Raw genomic sequence first — 16,725 nt, forward strand, 5'->3', positions numbered from 1 at the left:
TCAGAGCGCACAAGCGGGAAATTCATACTCGCGTTTTTAACTTCGTATGTAAGCAATGCGAACAACCCACACAACGAGAAACCTTTGGGGTTCGACCTCTATATTGCGAGAAATGCCGTCCTCCTCAACCTCCCAAGAGATCAACAGTAGTTCCTATCGGCAAGAGGAAACCTAGAGCGATGAACTACAAGAGTGGGAAGGGTATTGCAGGATAAGTTGTTGTCTCAAGGAAAAGATGATCGCTGTAGGGGGAGTGTGTTTAACCAAACCATTAAAGCGATCGCTACGTTTTACAATTCCTTTCCAGCATCAATCATGAAGGCTTTGGACTCGACGTTGAATAAGAGTGAGCGATTCTGCTAACTGCTGAAAATATCGGTATTGCTCGCTTATCCTTCACTAATCAACTGTAACAAGGCTTCCGTCGAAATCTTGCCACTGATATCAGCACCTTCCAAGAGGCTGTCTGCCAAATCTCGCTTGTGTTGATGCAATTGCACAATCTTTTCTTCAATAGTATCCTTTGCTACTAGACGATAAATAGTAACAGGGCGTTGTTGCCCAATGCGATGGGCGCGGTCTGAGGCTTGGTCTTCCACAGCGGGATTCCACCAAGGGTCTGTATGAATCACATAATCAGCCGCAGTCAGATTAAGTCCTGTCCCCCCTGCTTTGAGACTAATCAGAAAGACATCCCCTGAACCAGCTTGGAATGCATCGACCCGTTTTTTGCGCTCTGCCACTGAAGTACTGCCATCTAAATATTGATAATTAATACCTTGCTGTTCGAGGTAATCGCGGATGATGTGCAAATGGTCAACAAACTGACTAAACACTAACGCTTTATGACGATTTTCCAGCAGTTCACTCAATACTTCACCAAAAAGTTGCAACTTGGAACTGGATAATTCCGTATCAGGCATAACCAAACTAGGATTACAGCAAGCACGACGCAGTTTCATAATCTCAGCCAAAACCTGCAAATGTTTCTTTCCTGCTTCTGCATCACTTTCGGTAAGTTTAGATATGGCCTGACGGCGCAACGCTTCATAGAATGCCTTTTCCTCTCGACTTAATTCCACATGAAGGAGAATTTCGGTACGAGATGGTAACTCTTCTAGTACTTGATTTTTTGTGCGCCGTAACAGAAATGGTTGAATAAGTTTTTTGAGTTTATTACGTGCAAGTTTATCCTGATACTTTTCAATGGGGGTAGCAAAGCGTTGATTGAAGCTTTCAAATGAACCCAATAACCCAGGATTAATAAAACGGAACAAATTCCACAACTCACCCAGGTGATTCTCAATCGGAGTCCCAGTAGTCAGCAACTTAAAATTAGATTTTAGGTTCATGGCTGCCTGAGAACGTTTAGTAGTCATATTTTTAATCGCCTGGGCTTCATCCAGAACAATGGTTTGCCACTGTACACCAGAAAGCATTTGCGCTACTTCTTCCTGCTGTAATAAACCATAGCTGCATACCAACATATCCAACGGTTGTAAACCAGAGAGTAATTTTTGGCGGTTAGCACCAGAAAATTGAATAATATTCAGAGTTGGGGCAAACTTTTGCGCTTCACTCACCCAATTCATGCACACAGAAGTTGGGGCAATAATTAGGGTTGGCCCTTCATAGGCATTTCTGAGAATGACCGCCAATGCCTGCAAGGTCTTACCGAGTCCCATTTGGTCTGCCAAACAAGCTCCTACACCCCAATGTGCCAGACGCGCCAGCCAACAAAAACCCTCCATCTGGTAGTCACGTAGTTCTGCTTGAAGCGTAGATGGCAGTTCTGGCTGGAGGTTCTGCACTTCCTTGAGACGCTCTCTATGTGCCTTCCAGTGTTTATCTGCTTTTACCTTACCTACCTCATCGACAAAATCCTCTAACCCTAATGTTGCTAAGGGGTGAAAACGAATACCTTTATTATGATTTTCCGAAAACATCCGCAATTCGTCAAGGCGTTTCCGAAAAGCTTGAGTTAAAGCCAAAAATTGACCATCACCAAGGGGGATAAAACGGCTGGGGGTTTTCTCCAGTAGTTCTAGTAGTTGCTGCATATCCAGCACTAGGTCATTATTCAATTTCAACTCCCCTGTGGCTGCAAACCAGTCTTGCTGACGTTGAATTGATAAATTAAAGTCTTTCAAGTCAGCATTATGGCTAACACGCAGCTTTTCTCCTTCTGGCCATGCCATGACTACTTTATTTCCCAGCGCTTGCAGTTCTAGCAGTAGTTCTAAACATTCCTCTGGGTCAACTATTACCCATTCACCATCTTGTTCTTCACTTTGAGCCAAGGTAGGACAGGCGGCTACAGCGTAGGCGGCAAGTTGCTTCTCTTGGGATAGATTTCGTCTAGTTTGGAGACGTTTACCCTCAATCTCGGCAATGACAGTTTCACCACCTGTACCAGGACGGAAGTAGGGGCCACCTTGGGCAAAAGGGCGCGACAAAAGGGTGATTTTCAAACCGATATTGGCAGGTAAAAGGTGAATATGGGGCAGAGTCTGGGCGGGTACTTCTTCTGCTCCTTCTGAACCGCCACCAATGTCAGAATGCACAGTGACGATGCCAGAGACGGCATTAATAGCTGCCAAAACTTGCTTTTCGGCCAAGGCAGGTACATTTAATTTATTATCTTTACCTATAATCTCCGCAATGCGTCTGTGTTCGGCAGTAATTTCAATAACTTTGATCCGGGTTGGGGTTTCTTTGATATGCAGAATATTTTGTGATTCTAGTAATTTGGGAGAAAATTCCAAGGTGAGGCGACCAAGTTTCTCTTTTTTAACTAGTAATTCCGGTTCTCCCTTGACGATTTCTACACGAATATTAGGTGTATCTTCCCAAAAAACCAATGGGTGTCCAATTAAGGCAGAGATGGCTTTTTCACCGAAGGTATAATCAACTTTGCCATAATAGCCCTCATTATATACTTCAATACAATTACATACCCGCATATCTTGGGGCGTGATGTAATCAAACTCAGATAATCCACTACTCAGGCGCTTGAGGGCTATAGGCCGACCTTTACTCCACTCGCCTTTGGCATTAACTTTCTGTTCCTTTGGTTGCAATACACATCTGCTGGGATAGAAGGTAATGAACCATGCTAAACGCAGTTCGGATTCTGGTTTTAGGGATGTTTGTGGTTGTTTTTGGAGATTTGCCAAAGCATTGAGGCACATTTCCCAAGCCTCTTGGGGTCGAATTAGGTCTACGATGGAATGAATACCGCTATCTTCTCGCAGTGCTTCTGCTTCTTTTTGATACTTACTACTAGGTTTAATCCGGGATAGGAGTTCTGCGGTTTCCATTGCCAACCAGTGATAACCAGAGGCGAGCGATCGCCGATACAATGGTTCTAATAAATTAGGTAAGCGTTTTTTAGCACCCTCAGCATCCATCCAGTAAAGGCATAGGGAACAAAACAATGTTTGTAAGCTATTTTCTTCTTCTACTGAAGAGATATGGGCGCTAAGTACAAATTGTTTTTGAGTAATATCACCCTGGTGTACTTGCAGCACTGTTTTCAGTCTGTCATAAATAAACCTGAGCCAATGATCCGATTGACGAGACATCAAACTGGTATACTCTTCTGCTTCTTTGAGGCGTTGTGTTGAACCATCTTTTAACAGCGCGAGGATAAAAAATAAGCCTCCCATTGTATTGAAATATATTTGGCGTTTGCCTGTCGCTTTTTTCAGCTTTTTCAGGGCATTTGTATAATAAGTAATTGCTTGCTCATTCTCCCCCCGTAGAAAACTTAACCAGCCCCAAAAGACGGCGGCGTTATCTTGATATTCATGCGATATCCGCTCCAGACTTTCTTGTGCTTCTTCGGTACAACCTCGAAGCAAGATTTGTTCTGTCAAAATCAGGTGCAGATAATCTGAGCAATGTCTTCCAGTTGAAGAACATTCTTCTTCTAACAGTGTAAAGGCATCTTCCGACACAGACAATTTTAATGCTGAATTTAGGAGGATGCTAGATATGCTACTTTCATATAATCCTTGTGGTAAGGTACTCAACCAATCTGCATCAAATGGGTTATTGCATATCTGCTCAAAGATATTTTGTATTACTATTTTTTCTTCGCTATCACCATACTTCTCGTAATCTTCAATTTGCTTATTAATAAAATTAGGGTCTTGGCGATAAAAACCTATACGAATTTCTCTAATACACTGGCGTAAACTATGAAATATCCGACGAGAATCATCGTTCCAATGAGTACGTATAGGTAGCTTTTCCTCAACTGCTATGACTTGGATTTCAAACTGTTCAGTTTTTATAGCATGACGAGTAGCAATTTCTGTAAGTAATGGGTGACATTCAGCACCTTGTCTGCTTTCTTGCACTAACAAGCCTGCTTTTAACAATTTATCAATTTTGGGACTGAGGGTTTTAGTACTCCAAGGTTTATTGTTTTCATCTAAAGCGTCCGTTTTACTAAGACAGCTTACGAATGAATTTTTGTCTATCGGTGCATAAATTACCGAAAATAACTGGATAATCCTTTGTAAAGAAGGGTGTAACTCGAAGTATTTCTTCTCAACGAGTTTTGTTTGCAATTTTGTGGTGTCAGTTGCCAAATTAATCATATTATTTATTTAGTTGTTTAAATAATTCCATTAATTTACGTTTCCGTCCATGAGCGGCTTCTAATTGTGAACGATAAGCAGACCATTCAGCTTTTGTCCGAGTTAAAGATAAGCTCTTTGTACTTACGAATTACGTTAGCGTAAAGCCTTCGGCATGGCTTCGCTATGAGCGAGTATTCGTTCGCTTTTAGCGTCTCGTAGAGAGCGTCATTACGAATTACGAATTATTTTAATCCTTCATGCATGGAGAAAAATATCTACTTTGAACGTTTCCCTTCCACAATCTGGTTGGTCTAGCAGTGTTTGCAGTAAATCTTGTTTGATTATTAACTAAGTTTATCCTGCATAGTCTCGAATTTTACCATAGTCTCGAAACCGAGGTTACGCCATCGCACGAAAGTGAATGAAGCAGTAGTTATGTGTGAAGTTACGGCAGTTGCATCAAGTGGCCAGCTGTGACTCCTCTGTGGATTCGCTGTTGCAGGGGTTGGGGATTTTGCTAAACTGTATCTGTCATTCTTGCAAGCTTTGCTGCTGGCAGCTGTTAAAAGGGAGTACAAGTTGGCTTGGAAGCAGCAGAATGGACGATACAGCAACGCCACAATAGCTAGCATTTAATGAGAACTTGCCTAAATTTAATAGCGCTCGATGAGGAAATTATGGAGTGGCGCTCACTTATAATCAAAATATGATGATTTTGAAGTAGAGAAAAAATGCGTAAACAGACCATTCAATATACATCATCCTTAGATGCTTTGGTTGCCGTTGCCAAGCGACTCAGTGTGTATGAAAACCAGCAAAAAATGGACTCTGAAGATTTTTTTTATCAGTATAATCAGGGAACATTAGCAGATGATGTTCTATTTATAGAATGGGCAAACGATTACCGCCATTATCTGGTTTTGCGTCAAGAAATAGAGCAAAGATTGAATTATGCTGCCTAACATTCTATCTGATTATTTAAATCAAGTAGAACAAGCAATTGTTCAATGCCCAAATGTTTATGTGGAACGTTATGAAGAAGAAATTTTAACATCAAAACGGGCTAATTTAAGAATTAGATTGCGATTAGCTCAAACACACTTATTAGAAATTAACGAAGCTATAGTAATCACAGACAATCAGTTGAAATTTCTTGATTATCGCTACCATTTTCAGGATGAACGAAATCGCCTGGTTTTTCGTTATGATAGTACGCCGCATTTTCCTGATATCTCTACCTTTCCGCATCACAAGCATTTACCAAATGATGTAATTAGTTCTCAGAAACCGGAAATTATTCAAGTATTAAAAGAAGCAACCGAATTATTGAAATAGATGGATAAGTTCCTGTACTAAGAGCCAAAGAAGGTATATTATCTCTAAACTAATCAAAATTAGATAAAATTTTCACGCAAGTAAATAACAGGTTTAATACAGATAGATTGGAGATGTTTATTATTTGGCTAGTTTGGGAGCTTATTCTGAGTTAAGAAAGAGAATAATTAAGATTACAGCAGCGCTAACATAGAATTTAATTCCATTAAGAAATAAATTATGCCCAAGACTTGGAACATCAAGATAGATAACTATATTCAAGCCAACCCAAACTGCATCATCGCCACTGCCCATGTAGACTCCTTCCCTATAGACCTGCCGCTAGAACCGAACATCCGCGAACCGAACCGTAAAAGCGCGACCTACAGACAAATGTTCGATTCACTGACCACCGAGCCTGGAAAATTCTTCTCTCGTCACAGTGGAATCGTTTTGTCAGCTAATAAAGCTAAACCTATCAAGAACAAAACTGAACTAGAGCTAGAAGTCTTAGAAGCTAACGAGGGCGGTAGCGATGGGATTATCAACGGTGGCCACACGATTTTAGCTTTTGAGCAAGCGAAAAATTACAAATATGACCTAACCGAAGCCAGAGTAAAAGTTACGATTCACATCGGATTGAGTGAAGAATCAGCCAAAGATATAGCCCTAGCTTCAAATACTACAACGCCTGTAGATTCTCGCTCCAAAGTCAACGCCAGAGGTGATTACAAATTCGTTAAGCAGTATTTAGCCCAGTTAGAAAGAGCAGAAGATAGAAAATTTAGAATAGCCTATTACCAAAACCAAAGCGGCGCTCCTAGAAACGCTCAGTGCAATGTCACCCATTTGCTGAAGCTCCTTTACTGCCTCGACAGAAATAAATACAACCCCGACAGCAATAAACGAACCAAGCACCCCGCAGGAATGAGTCTTCCAAGTAACATCACAGACGCAGAAAGGGAAAGATTAACCGCCTTACTGCCTCTGTTGACTCATGCTCTGTGGATAGAGCAAAGACTCTACGAAATAATCCAAGACTATATCAGCAACCCCAGAAGAAAGGGTGCTAACGACCTAGCATCAATTGATATACGAAAAACGACGTTATTGCCGGACAGCAAGTATTCATTCGGGTTTGGTGCGCCAACTGACCTGGCACTACCGATAATCGCATCATATCGGGTATTTTTGGACAAGGACTATAAATGGATTCTGCCGTTTAACGAATTTGCTGAAGATTTCCTGCAACACTTGTGGAATAACTATTTCCGTAAATACTTGGTGTCGGAGAAAACAGCCGGAAATACAGTAGGAACTAAAATCAGCCGCAATCAAGAGATTTGGGAAAGTTTGTATATCTCAGCGCAGAGTTATCTAAATCAGCACTTGGTGAAAATGGTCAATTCCAGTAAGCAAGAATCAGAATCGAAGGTGACACAAGGTGCAAACAAGAGGGGAAAAAGGAAAAATGATGGCGCAACTACTGTTCTCAAATAGCTTTTTATCTTTGTCGTAAAGCCTGCGGCATAGCTACGCTTAGGGCGCAGCCTAAGAAGAGAAGTTGCGCTCACGGCGAAGCTTTTCCCCCTTGCCCCAAACCTCCTTGATAAGAGCGCATCTACTTTCCAGGCAAGAGATAATAGCACAAGCTTTTTATTTAGAGATTTTGGTCTAACCAAGTTTCTAAATCAGTGAGGGATGAAAAATCTAAAAAGGCTTCTCCTAAAGTCTCCAATTGGTCAGTAGATAAACCTCGAATTCGCTCAATTACTGAAGAGTCAATCTCACCAAAGCGATGATTTAGTAGACGTATAATTAAACGTTGTTCTCCTTCCAGTACAGCTTGTTCTCTATCTTGCTGATAAAGTGGTGCTAATCGCATAATCAACTCCCTATCATCTGATTCTTCAATTTGAGACATTACCAAGTTCTGCTGTAAATTGTACAGTAATTCTAGTGTGGCTTTCCGAAACGGATGATTAGATGATAGCGCTTCTAATTCATCAATAGCCTGCTTTTGTACTTTCCCTCGACCGAGAATTCTTAGCCACAAAGTTTCTTGAGTACGTGGCAGTTGATGAATTACAACGATAGCTGTTCGCAAATACTCCCCCATTAAGTATACTCCAGACACCCAATTAGATGCTTGGATTGCACTAAACCCTGAGAGTATTCTCACAGATACGGTTGGAGAAAGTATCCACAATTTTGGAATTTCTAATTCTTTAATAGAGATTTTATTGCGATTAGCTTCGCGTTGGAAAGCACCTCTTACTTCCAATAATTTCAGCAAACAATCACAGATTTCCTCTTCAGAGGCAGGATTGCGAAAGGGTTCAAAAATAGCAGGTGTAGCTGCAAATTTTCCCAGAATTCCTAGCATCTCTAAATTATTAGCTTGTTGGACAGGAGAAAATAAAACATCAATTTCTCTAACTTCACCAGCTACACGGCTAGAAGCTTTTACTTCTCCATAAGGTTTTAGTAATTCTTCCAAATAATCTTTAGCAAATTGGTCGTGAATAAATCGAGTCATTTAAATTACTACAAAACTTATTTACTTTAGCTAATAGTTTATCTGTTTTAGGGGCAATATCAAGAGAAATAGATTTACCCCACTAATAATTTATCTCCCACCCAATCCCGGAAAAAACTTACTCCAAACACTTTGCTCCTTTGACGCTGATCCTTCTGAACCTAAAACATTCTCTAGCCCTCGCTGATTACTCTGAATCTCCCGCATATTAAGAGCGTGAATAGTTTGGGCTAACTCTGGATTGTCTTCTAACAATTCAGCTTCAAAGTTTAACTCTTGCTGCAACAGTTGGGCATTTCGCCGCAAGAACATCTGCTGATTGTGTCGTTGTCTGATAAGGGATTCAGTCAGGTGTAATTGTTCTTTAAAACTCAAATTGTCGTATTCGTAGTTATACATAAAAATTCTTCTCCAATTAGCTTAAAACTTGATTTTTAGGAAAATTAACGACACTATTAAACTAATTAAAAATGTTTGATACCTCCATAAAGTAATTGATATCCCAGCCTCAATCTTGTAATAAATTCGTCAGTGTTACGATTGCCCCAAACAGGATTAATACGGCTTTTTATCCAGTTAATCGAGCTATGAAAAATCTCATCATGACAACGGTAGCACGTAGGAAATGTTGATATTCCAATAATGTCATTGCCGTAGTAAGCGTGATGGATCTCTTCACTTTTATTAGTCAGGCAGACTACACAATAATTGTGAGTTTTTCTGTGTGCGATCGCTACTTGTTTCTTGTACTGTTTGGGATTACCATATCGAGCATTCCAGTTTAATTGTCTGGGTAGCCGAGATTTTCCAGCAGTAGGGTAACGCCTTTTTCGTTTAACTCTTGCCCCGTTAATTCGTGCCACTTTTGTTTGATTTCCTGAAAATGTGGTCTTCTCCCTAATTCTGTTGCCCATTTTCTAATTTCTTGATACCAGTCAACCTGCTGCTGTGAGGATTGCTGATTATTTTTAGAACTATTAACAGTGTCAGCATTCGGTTTGGAATCCTGTTTTTGTTCTAGACCTTTGATATCAAATTCCGGGATTAGAGCAACGAAGGGATTACCACGAGTCGGAATTACTAAGGCATAACGTACACCAGCTTTATCTAGTAGTTCGCAAGCTTGGCGTAACATCTCCAAAATCTCTTTTTTGACATTTACAAAGTCTTGGGGATGGTCAAGAATATAAGAGGATGTTTGCCCTGTGGCAATAAAACAGACATTCTTTAAGGACGGGCGACTAAATCCGGTTTCTCCAGAGAGCGGGGACTGGCCCATAAACACCCCATGTCCTTTAAGTCCGGCGGTGAATTTGATGATATAGTTCCAAAAACCTTGCAAATCTTTGGCAGTGTCAGCATCAACCATTCCTGGAAGTCCCTTACCTCCACCAAATACAGAGTCCACCTCATCTTGAGCAAGAAATAATTCGGGAACGCCTTGACATTCACCACCAACAATTGATACTCTGGCTTTCTGCTTGTCAATTTGGTCTGTGGCAAAGGTAATCCAGTTTTTTAGTTCTTTCATGCCGTCAAACTTACGGCTGAACTTGCACAACCATCTGGTGACATCATCCTTTGGATCACTGCCAATCACAATTGCTGGTGTTTGAGATTTTGCAGCAATTTTGTTGATAATCACGCCTGCTAGAGTGGACTTCCCAGATTGTGTGCCACCAGATAGGTAAAAATGGTGATTGCTGCGAAGAGTCATATTTTGATTAGATGCAGCATCACACAGTTCATCAATCCAAGCACCATCAATTCTGATGTACTCAGGATAATTAGCTGCGATGGCTTGCAGAATTTTTATTGCACCCGGATTAATCACCGACTGCACCGACTCTTCATCGATGTCAGCAATATCGGGATTGGGAATACCAGTCGGTGAAGGTGATTGTTGTGCTGGTGGTTCTGGAAGTGTAACCAAACCTTGCAACTGATATTCAGCAATCCACCGGGGGCGCTCTTGCACTGGTAGCCGATTCACATAGTCAGCAACTCTGCGTTTGGCAGCGATCGCAGTCGTAACATAATCATAAACAGCCTCACCTTGTAAATGCTGCTTAAGTGATTTCAGGTCAGCTTCTTGTAGAGAGCGATAAACTTTCTGTTTGCCTTCACTGATTTGGGCAGATACTCCAAATAAGCCAGCACTTAGCGTTCCAGCACCAAGCAGCATCCCGGTTGTTATTCGGTCAGTATTTAAGAAAAAAGGAGCAGACAGACACATAACTGCACTCGCTCCTAAAGAACATAAGATAGTTCGTTCTGCATGAATCACCCCACTGGCAGTTAGTCGTTGTAATTCAAATGGCATAAACTTATCTCACCCCCAACGCAACACCGGCTGCAACTAAAGTCAAGAAGACAAACAGGAATATCACTCCAGGCATCAAGCCAATGGTGAAAGTTTTACGGTTGAAGCCAAAACCTTTAATGACTAAACCGCCAAAGTTGAATAACCCCAGAACTATGCAGCAGATGGAGATTATGCCAATAAACCAAAGAATGTATCGGCTAACGGGGCTGGCAACGGATAAATAACCCATAAACATAGAAAAGCCAACCCCAGACACTGCATATCCTATATGAGAGAGCTTGATACTTTGCATAACCAGAATTCAGAAGTCAGGAGCCAGGAGTCAGAAGGGAATTAGCATAACTTGTAAGTAGTTTACTAACTTCTTCAAGTAGGAGCATTAATTCTGACATATCACCATATTTCAAATCATTGGAGAGGATTAGATAGTAGCGACACTCTTCTAAAGAGCCTTGAGCAATATTCATAAATTTCGCTTTATCTGCTACTCCTTTTTTCTTAAAGCCTTCCGCAATATTTGCTGGAATAGAAATTGCTGCTCTTTTAAACTGTGATGTAAGTCCATATATTTCTGATTTAGGAAACTCATTAGTTATTCGATACACTGATAAAACAAACCGATGCGCTTTTTGCCAAACTATTAAATCTTGGAATGTTCTTGCTGCTTGTCTCATTTGTTGTGACTCCTGACTCCTGACTTCTGACTCCTGACTCCTGATTCAGAACCTGAAACTATCACCCACTTCATCAAATGCTTTCTCGTATCCCCCCAACTGACGTTGTTGTTCCTGGGAACCAAAGGCATGACGGATCACCGCCTCCCCATGTAACGCCCTGGTTCGCTGCAAATCCTCCTCAACCTTCATGGCTTCACTCGAATATGCCAATTGGTTTTTATACATCTCTGCCAAGGATTGCAACTGCTTGAGCCTGTGCCGGGAAAATTTAGTGTGCAACCACTTCTGTGCTTTTAGAGTGCCAGCCACTTCTGCTTCATCAAGAACCTGCTTTGCTGTAGTGTAAGCTGGCAATGTGTAGCGATCGCGGATTGATGAAGGTAAATTACCCTCAATTTGGGTAGCATCCCCAACCCTTAAATCTGTTGATACTACTCCATCACCTTTACCGCCGAATAAACCAGGAAGCCATTTTCCTAACATTCTCCTCTCCTCTCTAACTACTTAAAATTGGTATAAGTCTGCTGAACTTGTTGAACTTGTGAGCCGATATATCGGGTTATGCCATATATCCCCATGAATGAAAACATCAAAACTGTTATTGCTGCGATCGCAGTTTGAGCCATCATTCCCCGTTGCATTAACTCCTCAATCTGTCTATTGGAATGCGATCGCACTCTCGACTCATCAATAATTTGCTGGACTACCAGAAATTCTTCTGTTGTCAGGTTTTCTAGTGTTAAGCCGGACAGACTCAACTCGCCGTCCTTCTTCAGGTGAATATTTAATGCTTTGCGATGGGTTTGCTCTTGTTGCTCCATATATTGCCACGCCCAAGACGAGGGTTAATAGCAGCAGATTGAGTACTGCTGCTAATCCAATGAATTTATTCGGTCGCATCTGCATTGCCAGCAGAGAGATAGAGCGATGTAATCTCCTGACCGAACCGAAAAAAGGCTTCTGGTTCTCCCTGGAATTCTTTGGCGAACTGTGCTACTTCTGCTAAATACTCGTTAGACACATTAGCTAAAGTCTCGATTGTTTCAACTGCCTCCTTGTGGGCAAACTCGCGTGTACCTTGGGTAATTGCAGAATTAAATGACTGTATCTCTGCTAACGACTGCTTGGCTTGATTGGCAAGTGAAGTTTTATAATCACTCATGCTCTGTTGAGCTTTATTGGTTTTGGCAGTACGTTTGGTAGTTTTAGCTGTTTTACCATTGCTAGAAACAATTAAATTACTAGCTTTTTTGAGTGCCACAAGTTCGTCAGAGATGGCAATAATTTCTGCCTCAGTAATCGCATCGGGATCTACGTCTTTCTTTTGTAAGTACAAGCGTAGTTCTTCAGAACTCATTTCGATTCCATTAGCAATGAGAAGTTCTTGTAAATCGTTCATAAAGTGGCTCCTATTGATTTAGGTTGACGAAATTTGAATTTAGTTTGAGAAGCAATTTTTTTGACCCATTGCTGAATTTCAGATTCGGTGTAAATCTTATCTACAGAAAATGGCACTCCAATTTCTTGACCCCATCTGTAAATTGTCGGCTTGGATGGTCGCGGTTCTAGTCTTTGTAATGCTTCAAAGAGTTGAGCGCCGTTGCATGACAATTGTGGCAAGTTTGAACAAATAAATTCGTAGCGTTGAACATCTGATAATCGAATGGTGCGATTGGGGTTTAAAAGCTTTAGTTGAGCATAAGCTCTCACCAGCAGAATTACCCCTGCTTTGGTATTGGTATCAGATATCTCTAATCGACGAAGAATTCTTGGCCAAGTGTAATCACTAACTTGACCAACAATTTTTTCATATTCGTTCCTCAGAATTGTTCCTGCCATAGAAACAGCCGTAACATCTTTGCAATTCTAGATTAGCATAAATAACTTATCTATAACCCTATAGATAAGTTATTATTCTGAAAAAATTCTCGACAAAAACATAGAACTATAGGGGTAAAGTTAGGTAAGCGTTATTGTCGAGGAGAAAATGCCTAAGAAAACTACACCAAAAATGGTTCAGACTGGAGTTTCTATTCCAGAGCCGTTGTATGAAGCCGCAAAGCGAGTTCAAGCAATGGAAGGATGGAATGAGTCAGAAATGCATCGCGTCTTTTGGGAAAAAGGATTTGCGCTTCACCTTCAAGGAACTCTTGCCCGTTACCAGTTGGGTTTGATTCCTGAAGCACAAAGTACAGCTGAATCAGAGGGTGCAGGGGATAGGGGGTAGGAAATCCACGTTTTAAGACGTGATATTTGAAATGGGGACGCAATGCAAGCCCCGCAAATGTAACACTGTTGGTAATAGTGTCAAATCTGTCTTTTGCAATGGTTCCGCCGATGCTTTTAATGCCAGCTTTGACGCTGATATCTAGTAGTCTGCCAACCCAAAAATGCGCTTTTTCAGACTGGGGAAAGGGAAATGGTACTGGGTTTGGGATTTAAACCCAGTACCCTTCCCCTTAAAAGAGCCAAGTTCCCTTGGCGTACTACTAGAGTTGCTGTTCTTGCCAGCCAGAACACACACGCAAAGCAAAAAATTGGATCGAAAGGAGAAATCACCATGACCCTGACAATGACACCCACTATTACCGCCTTTGAACGGTCGCCTGATGGCGGCAAGGGACTGGCGCGTGATATGCGCGTTCGCTGGGCGCTCGAAGAAGTGGGCCAACCTTACAACGTTCGTCTTGTTTCGTTCAGTGAGATGAAGCAACCCGCGCACCGTGGGCTTCATCCTTTCGGGCAAATTCCAACTTATGAAGAAGGTGATCTCGCCCTGTTCGAGTCGGGGGCGATCGTGTTCCAGATCGCGGAGCGCCATACAGGGCTGTTGCCAGACGATGCCAATAGTCGAGCGCGAGCGATCGCATGGATGTTTGCCGCACTTAACACGATGGAGCCGCCAATCGTTGATCGGGAAATGGCCACGTACTTAGAGCGCGAGCAGCCTTGGTACGAGCAGCGCCTGCGTGTCGTCGAAGGTCGCATCCATAATCGGCTCTTAGAACTTTCCAGTCACCTTGGAGATGCCGACTGGCTCGATGGTGCATTCAGCGCAGGCGACCTGATGATGGTGGAAGTGCTGCTCAGGTTGAAAGAATCGGGTATGCTCGACGACTATCCGAATCTCTCTACCTATGTCGCCCGTGGCGAAGCGCGACCCGCCTTCAAGCGTGCTTTTGCCGCTCAATTAGCGGTTTTCATGCGTCAGCAACCAACTAGCTGAATAGCGCAAAAGATAGATTTGATAGTCTTGACGAAGCTGTATGGTCAAGTAAAAAGCAAGCAGACCATGAGACTCTGCTCGACCTCAAACACGGTAGCATCAAGGTTTTGAGACACGCGGATGATTTCGATGAGGCTCAAAACCCTAGTAATCCCGTTAAAATAACTGTCTCATGGTCTGCTCAATCCCTTGCCCTGAATGATTCCGCGCCTCTATGAGAAAGAAAATTCATTTTTTTGAATTTTGCAGAAAACCCCGGTTTTTGGCTCTTTTATCTAAAGTGGGTTTTTCTATTTGTCCTGTGGTCATTTTTGAAGCCTGACCCTGTTTGACTAGCACCGAACGCAAGTACTGCCGACAAGCTGCTTCTCCCCGATAAATCAGAATCCGCAGCGCCTGTATTTCCTGCATTGGAGAAACACAGATTTCGGCAATGGCACTAATCAGATTTTGTTGCTTCTGCACATAATCTTGATGCTGCTGCTCCAACACAGCAATTTTGGAGTTTAACTCCTGTATCTGCCGCAATGCTTGCGTCAGGGACGATTCTTTGTTTCGAGAGCGATTCTCTAGAGTTAACGTCATTTTCTTACCCTTCTAAATTTAGATTCTTTGTGTTTACTGTTGAGTCATCTGCTTCATATCATCGATTGCATCCAAGACTTCCCCCAAAATATTGAAAGCATCGTTTAAAACCACGTCATTCAATGTAGAAAAGTATTCGGAGGATTCGATATTGCGATAATCTTGACTACTGCTAATAAGCCGCAGTGTATATTGACACCCTTGCAATATGGCTTGAATTTCTGAAGTAGTTAGCTTAATTTCCATTGGTGTGTTCTAACTTTGAAAAACTGAATCGATTTCGCCGTTATCAATAGCATTTTTGGCATGGCGAACAGCTTGCGTATGATTGTCAAAAGTTTGAGTTGAAGGTGATGCCCAAGTTGTTTTTAACAGACCTGTTTTTCCCACATGAACATCCACAGCGCCATCTGATAACTCGGCAGTCTCAATTTTGTAGCCGCCATGTTTGGTTTTGTACTCTTTCATTACCGTTAACTAACCTAAAATTTATCTCGTTGAATACTAAAACTTGCTCCGACTAAAGAACTGCCTAAGAATGCAGAAAAACTGACCAACATTGCACCCAGGCAAATATTTTTCTGTTGCTCCCAACCAGAGATGATTATGTTGGGATTAGCATTTGTGTCAATAATCTCCATTCCCCAACATCCCATTGCCACTACTCCTGAAAAGCCAGTTAAGAGCAGAGAGACAATTGCAGTTGTTTCTATCGTGCGGTCTATGAATACTTTGGGGTTAAATCTTTTTCGAGTCCGACGAAGAACTAATTTATTACGATTGTTTGAAGGCAAAGATGATTGATGAGTTACTTTATGGATTTTCATTTCACTTCGTCCAACTCCACAAAAAATCCTGCACCTGTATTTGTCACTTTTACCAGATTGCGATTAACTAACGTTTGAATTACCCCCAGACTAAAATTTATAGTGCATAATCGAGCGCTGCCACCGCAACGGCGGAGGTACTGAAGGCATAACTGGGAATGGTCTTTTGGGACTGGGTTAGCTTTTTTAGGCATGATGTCTTTCCTATTGTGATTTGTGGGGGTCAAAGCGCTGGGTGAAAAAAAATAGCCAAGCAGTATTAATGCTTGACTAAAGTATTTTTGAATTTAAAAGGTGAATTTCAGTTATTAGAAATTATCAAGGTCGTCAAATTTATTTGTTGCAGAGTGCTTGTACATTTTGGCTTTATTCATTTGATGGGTAGAAGCTTTAATTACTGGGATTGCAGCTTCCTTAACAGAATCCTTTGCTTGTTGAAATAGAAATTGTGTCGTCCCTTGTGCATCTTCTTCTGCTGGATCAATTTGTCCCCATAAGGAGCAACTTAACTCTAAAGATTCATAGTCACCTAAATTGAACTTACGTGTGTAAGTTACAGCAATAGTCTTGATTTCCATAATTTAACCAAACAATATTTCAAAATGAAGTGTAGCTTTTTAGCATCTCTTACAAAGTGACGCA

The 16,725-nt window shown here is 41.6% G+C and carries 23 protein-coding genes; 6 read left to right on the forward strand and 17 right to left on the reverse strand.

Annotated features, from left to right (window positions below; genetic code table 11):
- Nucleotides 1-215: hypothetical protein (locus tag ACFFAP_RS11980; protein WP_375511426.1), on the forward strand; the 215-nt coding region annotated here is incomplete at its 5' end.
- A gap of 174 nt (nt 216-389) precedes the next feature.
- Here ACFFAP_RS11980 and ACFFAP_RS11985 read toward each other — a convergent pair.
- Nucleotides 390-4,607 (reverse strand): DEAD/DEAH box helicase, encoded by a 4,218-nt coding sequence (locus ACFFAP_RS11985; protein WP_375511427.1) that lies wholly within the window; start codon nt 4,605-4,607, stop codon nt 390-392.
- A 713-nt stretch (nt 4,608-5,320) separates the two neighbouring features.
- Between ACFFAP_RS11985 and tumA the strand changes: the two genes are divergently transcribed.
- The 3 genes from tumA (at nt 5,321) to ACFFAP_RS12000 (ending at nt 7,403) form a co-directional block, all read left to right on the forward strand.
- Nucleotides 5,321-5,551, forward strand: coding sequence for an antitoxin TumA (gene tumA, locus ACFFAP_RS11990; protein ID WP_190938626.1), 231 nt, complete (start codon nt 5,321-5,323; stop codon nt 5,549-5,551).
- Nucleotides 5,541-5,924 (forward strand): toxin TumE, encoded by a 384-nt coding sequence (gene tumE / locus ACFFAP_RS11995; protein WP_375511428.1) that lies wholly within the window; start codon nt 5,541-5,543, stop codon nt 5,922-5,924. The genes tumA and tumE overlap by 11 nt, the downstream gene beginning before the upstream one ends.
- A gap of 219 nt (nt 5,925-6,143) precedes the next feature.
- On the forward strand, nt 6,144-7,403 hold the full coding sequence (locus ACFFAP_RS12000; protein WP_375511429.1) for an AIPR family protein: 1,260 nt from the start codon (nt 6,144-6,146) through the stop codon (nt 7,401-7,403).
- 160 nt (nt 7,404-7,563) lie between these two features.
- On the opposite strand, the gene ACFFAP_RS12005 is transcribed toward ACFFAP_RS12000, so the two are convergent.
- From ACFFAP_RS12005 to ACFFAP_RS12050, 10 genes are all read right to left on the reverse strand, one after another.
- Entirely contained in the window at nt 7,564-8,442 is an 879-nt protein-coding gene (locus ACFFAP_RS12005; RefSeq protein ID WP_375511430.1) for a DUF4351 domain-containing protein, read from the reverse strand.
- Nucleotides 8,443-8,532: 90 nt separating this feature from the next.
- Nucleotides 8,533-8,841, reverse strand: a complete 309-nt coding sequence (locus ACFFAP_RS12010) for a hypothetical protein (RefSeq protein ID WP_375511431.1) — start codon at nt 8,839-8,841, stop codon at nt 8,533-8,535.
- Nucleotides 8,842-8,906: 65 nt separating this feature from the next.
- Nucleotides 8,907-9,305, reverse strand: a complete 399-nt coding sequence (locus ACFFAP_RS12015; protein WP_375511432.1) for a hypothetical protein — start codon at nt 9,303-9,305, stop codon at nt 8,907-8,909.
- A complete protein-coding gene (locus ACFFAP_RS12020) occupies nt 9,224-10,765 on the reverse strand; it encodes a hypothetical protein (protein ID WP_375511433.1) in 1,542 nt (513 codons plus the stop codon). The genes ACFFAP_RS12015 and ACFFAP_RS12020 overlap by 82 nt, the downstream gene beginning before the upstream one ends.
- Nucleotides 10,766-10,769: 4 nt before the next feature.
- Nucleotides 10,770-11,060 (reverse strand): hypothetical protein, encoded by a 291-nt coding sequence (locus ACFFAP_RS12025; RefSeq protein WP_375511434.1) that lies wholly within the window; start codon nt 11,058-11,060, stop codon nt 10,770-10,772.
- A gap of 16 nt (nt 11,061-11,076) precedes the next feature.
- The gene (locus ACFFAP_RS12030; RefSeq protein WP_340094252.1) at nt 11,077-11,442 is read right to left on the reverse strand and encodes a four helix bundle protein; all 366 of its coding nucleotides are present in this window, start codon (nt 11,440-11,442) and stop codon (nt 11,077-11,079) included.
- 45 nt (nt 11,443-11,487) lie between these two features.
- The gene (locus tag ACFFAP_RS12035) at nt 11,488-11,928 is read right to left on the reverse strand and encodes a hypothetical protein (RefSeq protein ID WP_375511435.1); all 441 of its coding nucleotides are present in this window, start codon (nt 11,926-11,928) and stop codon (nt 11,488-11,490) included.
- A gap of 17 nt (nt 11,929-11,945) precedes the next feature.
- Nucleotides 11,946-12,266 carry a hypothetical protein gene (locus ACFFAP_RS12040; protein ID WP_375511436.1) on the reverse strand — a complete coding sequence of 107 codons (321 nt, stop codon included), beginning with the start codon at nt 12,264-12,266 and terminating at the stop codon, nt 11,946-11,948.
- A gap of 65 nt (nt 12,267-12,331) precedes the next feature.
- Entirely contained in the window at nt 12,332-12,844 is a 513-nt protein-coding gene (locus ACFFAP_RS12045) for a hypothetical protein (RefSeq protein WP_375511437.1), read from the reverse strand.
- Nucleotides 12,841-13,284: a hypothetical protein gene (locus ACFFAP_RS12050; protein WP_375511438.1), complete on the reverse strand. Its 444-nt coding sequence runs from the start codon at nt 13,282-13,284 to the stop codon at nt 12,841-12,843. Before ACFFAP_RS12050 ends, ACFFAP_RS12045 begins: the two co-directional genes overlap by 4 nt.
- A gap of 148 nt (nt 13,285-13,432) precedes the next feature.
- On the opposite strand from ACFFAP_RS12050, the gene ACFFAP_RS12055 reads away from it, so the two are divergent.
- Nucleotides 13,433-13,672 carry a hypothetical protein gene (locus ACFFAP_RS12055; RefSeq protein WP_375511439.1) on the forward strand — a complete coding sequence of 80 codons (240 nt, stop codon included), beginning with the start codon at nt 13,433-13,435 and terminating at the stop codon, nt 13,670-13,672.
- Between the two features lie 333 nt (nt 13,673-14,005).
- Nucleotides 14,006-14,671 (forward strand): glutathione S-transferase family protein, encoded by a 666-nt coding sequence (locus tag ACFFAP_RS12060; protein ID WP_375511440.1) that lies wholly within the window; start codon nt 14,006-14,008, stop codon nt 14,669-14,671.
- 228 nt (nt 14,672-14,899) lie between these two features.
- Here the strand turns inward: ACFFAP_RS12060 and ACFFAP_RS12065 are convergent, their stop codons facing one another.
- From ACFFAP_RS12065 to ACFFAP_RS12090, 6 genes are all read right to left on the reverse strand, one after another.
- Nucleotides 14,900-15,256, reverse strand: coding sequence for a hypothetical protein (locus tag ACFFAP_RS12065; protein ID WP_375511441.1), 357 nt, complete (start codon nt 15,254-15,256; stop codon nt 14,900-14,902).
- 33 nt (nt 15,257-15,289) lie between these two features.
- The gene (locus ACFFAP_RS12070; RefSeq protein WP_375511442.1) at nt 15,290-15,502 is read right to left on the reverse strand and encodes a hypothetical protein; all 213 of its coding nucleotides are present in this window, start codon (nt 15,500-15,502) and stop codon (nt 15,290-15,292) included.
- Between the two features lie 9 nt (nt 15,503-15,511).
- Nucleotides 15,512-15,724: a hypothetical protein gene (locus tag ACFFAP_RS12075; protein WP_012413182.1), complete on the reverse strand. Its 213-nt coding sequence runs from the start codon at nt 15,722-15,724 to the stop codon at nt 15,512-15,514.
- Nucleotides 15,725-15,738: 14 nt separating this feature from the next.
- Complete coding sequence (locus ACFFAP_RS12080) at nt 15,739-16,083, reverse strand: hypothetical protein (RefSeq protein WP_375511443.1); 345 nt, start codon at nt 16,081-16,083, stop codon at nt 15,739-15,741.
- Nucleotides 16,080-16,277, reverse strand: coding sequence for a hypothetical protein (locus ACFFAP_RS12085; RefSeq protein WP_190964287.1), 198 nt, complete (start codon nt 16,275-16,277; stop codon nt 16,080-16,082). The genes ACFFAP_RS12080 and ACFFAP_RS12085 overlap by 4 nt, the downstream gene beginning before the upstream one ends.
- A gap of 114 nt (nt 16,278-16,391) precedes the next feature.
- Nucleotides 16,392-16,661, reverse strand: a complete 270-nt coding sequence (locus ACFFAP_RS12090; RefSeq protein WP_375511444.1) for a hypothetical protein — start codon at nt 16,659-16,661, stop codon at nt 16,392-16,394.
- Nucleotides 16,662-16,725 lie beyond the last annotated feature (64 nt).

Origin of the sequence: uncultured Nostoc sp. (genome assembly GCF_964245575.1) — a bacterium.
GTDB lineage: Bacteria > Cyanobacteriota > Cyanobacteriia > Cyanobacteriales > Nostocaceae > Nostoc.

Coding starts and splice junctions, on each gene's coding strand:
- ACFFAP_RS11985 (WP_375511427.1), bottom strand. CDS start 4,607: ATGATTAATTTGGCAACTGACACCACAAAATTGCAAACAAAACTCGTT.
- tumA (WP_190938626.1), top strand. CDS start 5,321: ATGCGTAAACAGACCATTCAATATACATCATCCTTAGATGCTTTGGTT.
- tumE (WP_375511428.1), top strand. CDS start 5,541: ATGCTGCCTAACATTCTATCTGATTATTTAAATCAAGTAGAACAAGCA.
- ACFFAP_RS12000 (WP_375511429.1), top strand. CDS start 6,144: ATGCCCAAGACTTGGAACATCAAGATAGATAACTATATTCAAGCCAAC.
- ACFFAP_RS12005 (WP_375511430.1), bottom strand. CDS start 8,442: ATGACTCGATTTATTCACGACCAATTTGCTAAAGATTATTTGGAAGAA.
- ACFFAP_RS12010 (WP_375511431.1), bottom strand. CDS start 8,841: ATGTATAACTACGAATACGACAATTTGAGTTTTAAAGAACAATTACAC.
- ACFFAP_RS12020 (WP_375511433.1), bottom strand. CDS start 10,765: ATGCCATTTGAATTACAACGACTAACTGCCAGTGGGGTGATTCATGCA.
- ACFFAP_RS12025 (WP_375511434.1), bottom strand. CDS start 11,060: ATGCAAAGTATCAAGCTCTCTCATATAGGATATGCAGTGTCTGGGGTT.
- ACFFAP_RS12030 (WP_340094252.1), bottom strand. CDS start 11,442: ATGAGACAAGCAGCAAGAACATTCCAAGATTTAATAGTTTGGCAAAAA.
- ACFFAP_RS12035 (WP_375511435.1), bottom strand. CDS start 11,928: ATGTTAGGAAAATGGCTTCCTGGTTTATTCGGCGGTAAAGGTGATGGA.
- ACFFAP_RS12040 (WP_375511436.1), bottom strand. CDS start 12,266: ATGGAGCAACAAGAGCAAACCCATCGCAAAGCATTAAATATTCACCTG.
- ACFFAP_RS12045 (WP_375511437.1), bottom strand. CDS start 12,844: ATGAACGATTTACAAGAACTTCTCATTGCTAATGGAATCGAAATGAGT.
- ACFFAP_RS12050 (WP_375511438.1), bottom strand. CDS start 13,284: ATGGCAGGAACAATTCTGAGGAACGAATATGAAAAAATTGTTGGTCAA.
- ACFFAP_RS12055 (WP_375511439.1), top strand. CDS start 13,433: ATGCCTAAGAAAACTACACCAAAAATGGTTCAGACTGGAGTTTCTATT.
- ACFFAP_RS12060 (WP_375511440.1), top strand. CDS start 14,006: ATGACCCTGACAATGACACCCACTATTACCGCCTTTGAACGGTCGCCT.
- ACFFAP_RS12065 (WP_375511441.1), bottom strand. CDS start 15,256: ATGACGTTAACTCTAGAGAATCGCTCTCGAAACAAAGAATCGTCCCTG.
- ACFFAP_RS12070 (WP_375511442.1), bottom strand. CDS start 15,502: ATGGAAATTAAGCTAACTACTTCAGAAATTCAAGCCATATTGCAAGGG.
- ACFFAP_RS12075 (WP_012413182.1), bottom strand. CDS start 15,724: ATGAAAGAGTACAAAACCAAACATGGCGGCTACAAAATTGAGACTGCC.
- ACFFAP_RS12080 (WP_375511443.1), bottom strand. CDS start 16,083: ATGAAAATCCATAAAGTAACTCATCAATCATCTTTGCCTTCAAACAAT.
- ACFFAP_RS12085 (WP_190964287.1), bottom strand. CDS start 16,277: ATGCCTAAAAAAGCTAACCCAGTCCCAAAAGACCATTCCCAGTTATGC.
- ACFFAP_RS12090 (WP_375511444.1), bottom strand. CDS start 16,661: ATGGAAATCAAGACTATTGCTGTAACTTACACACGTAAGTTCAATTTA.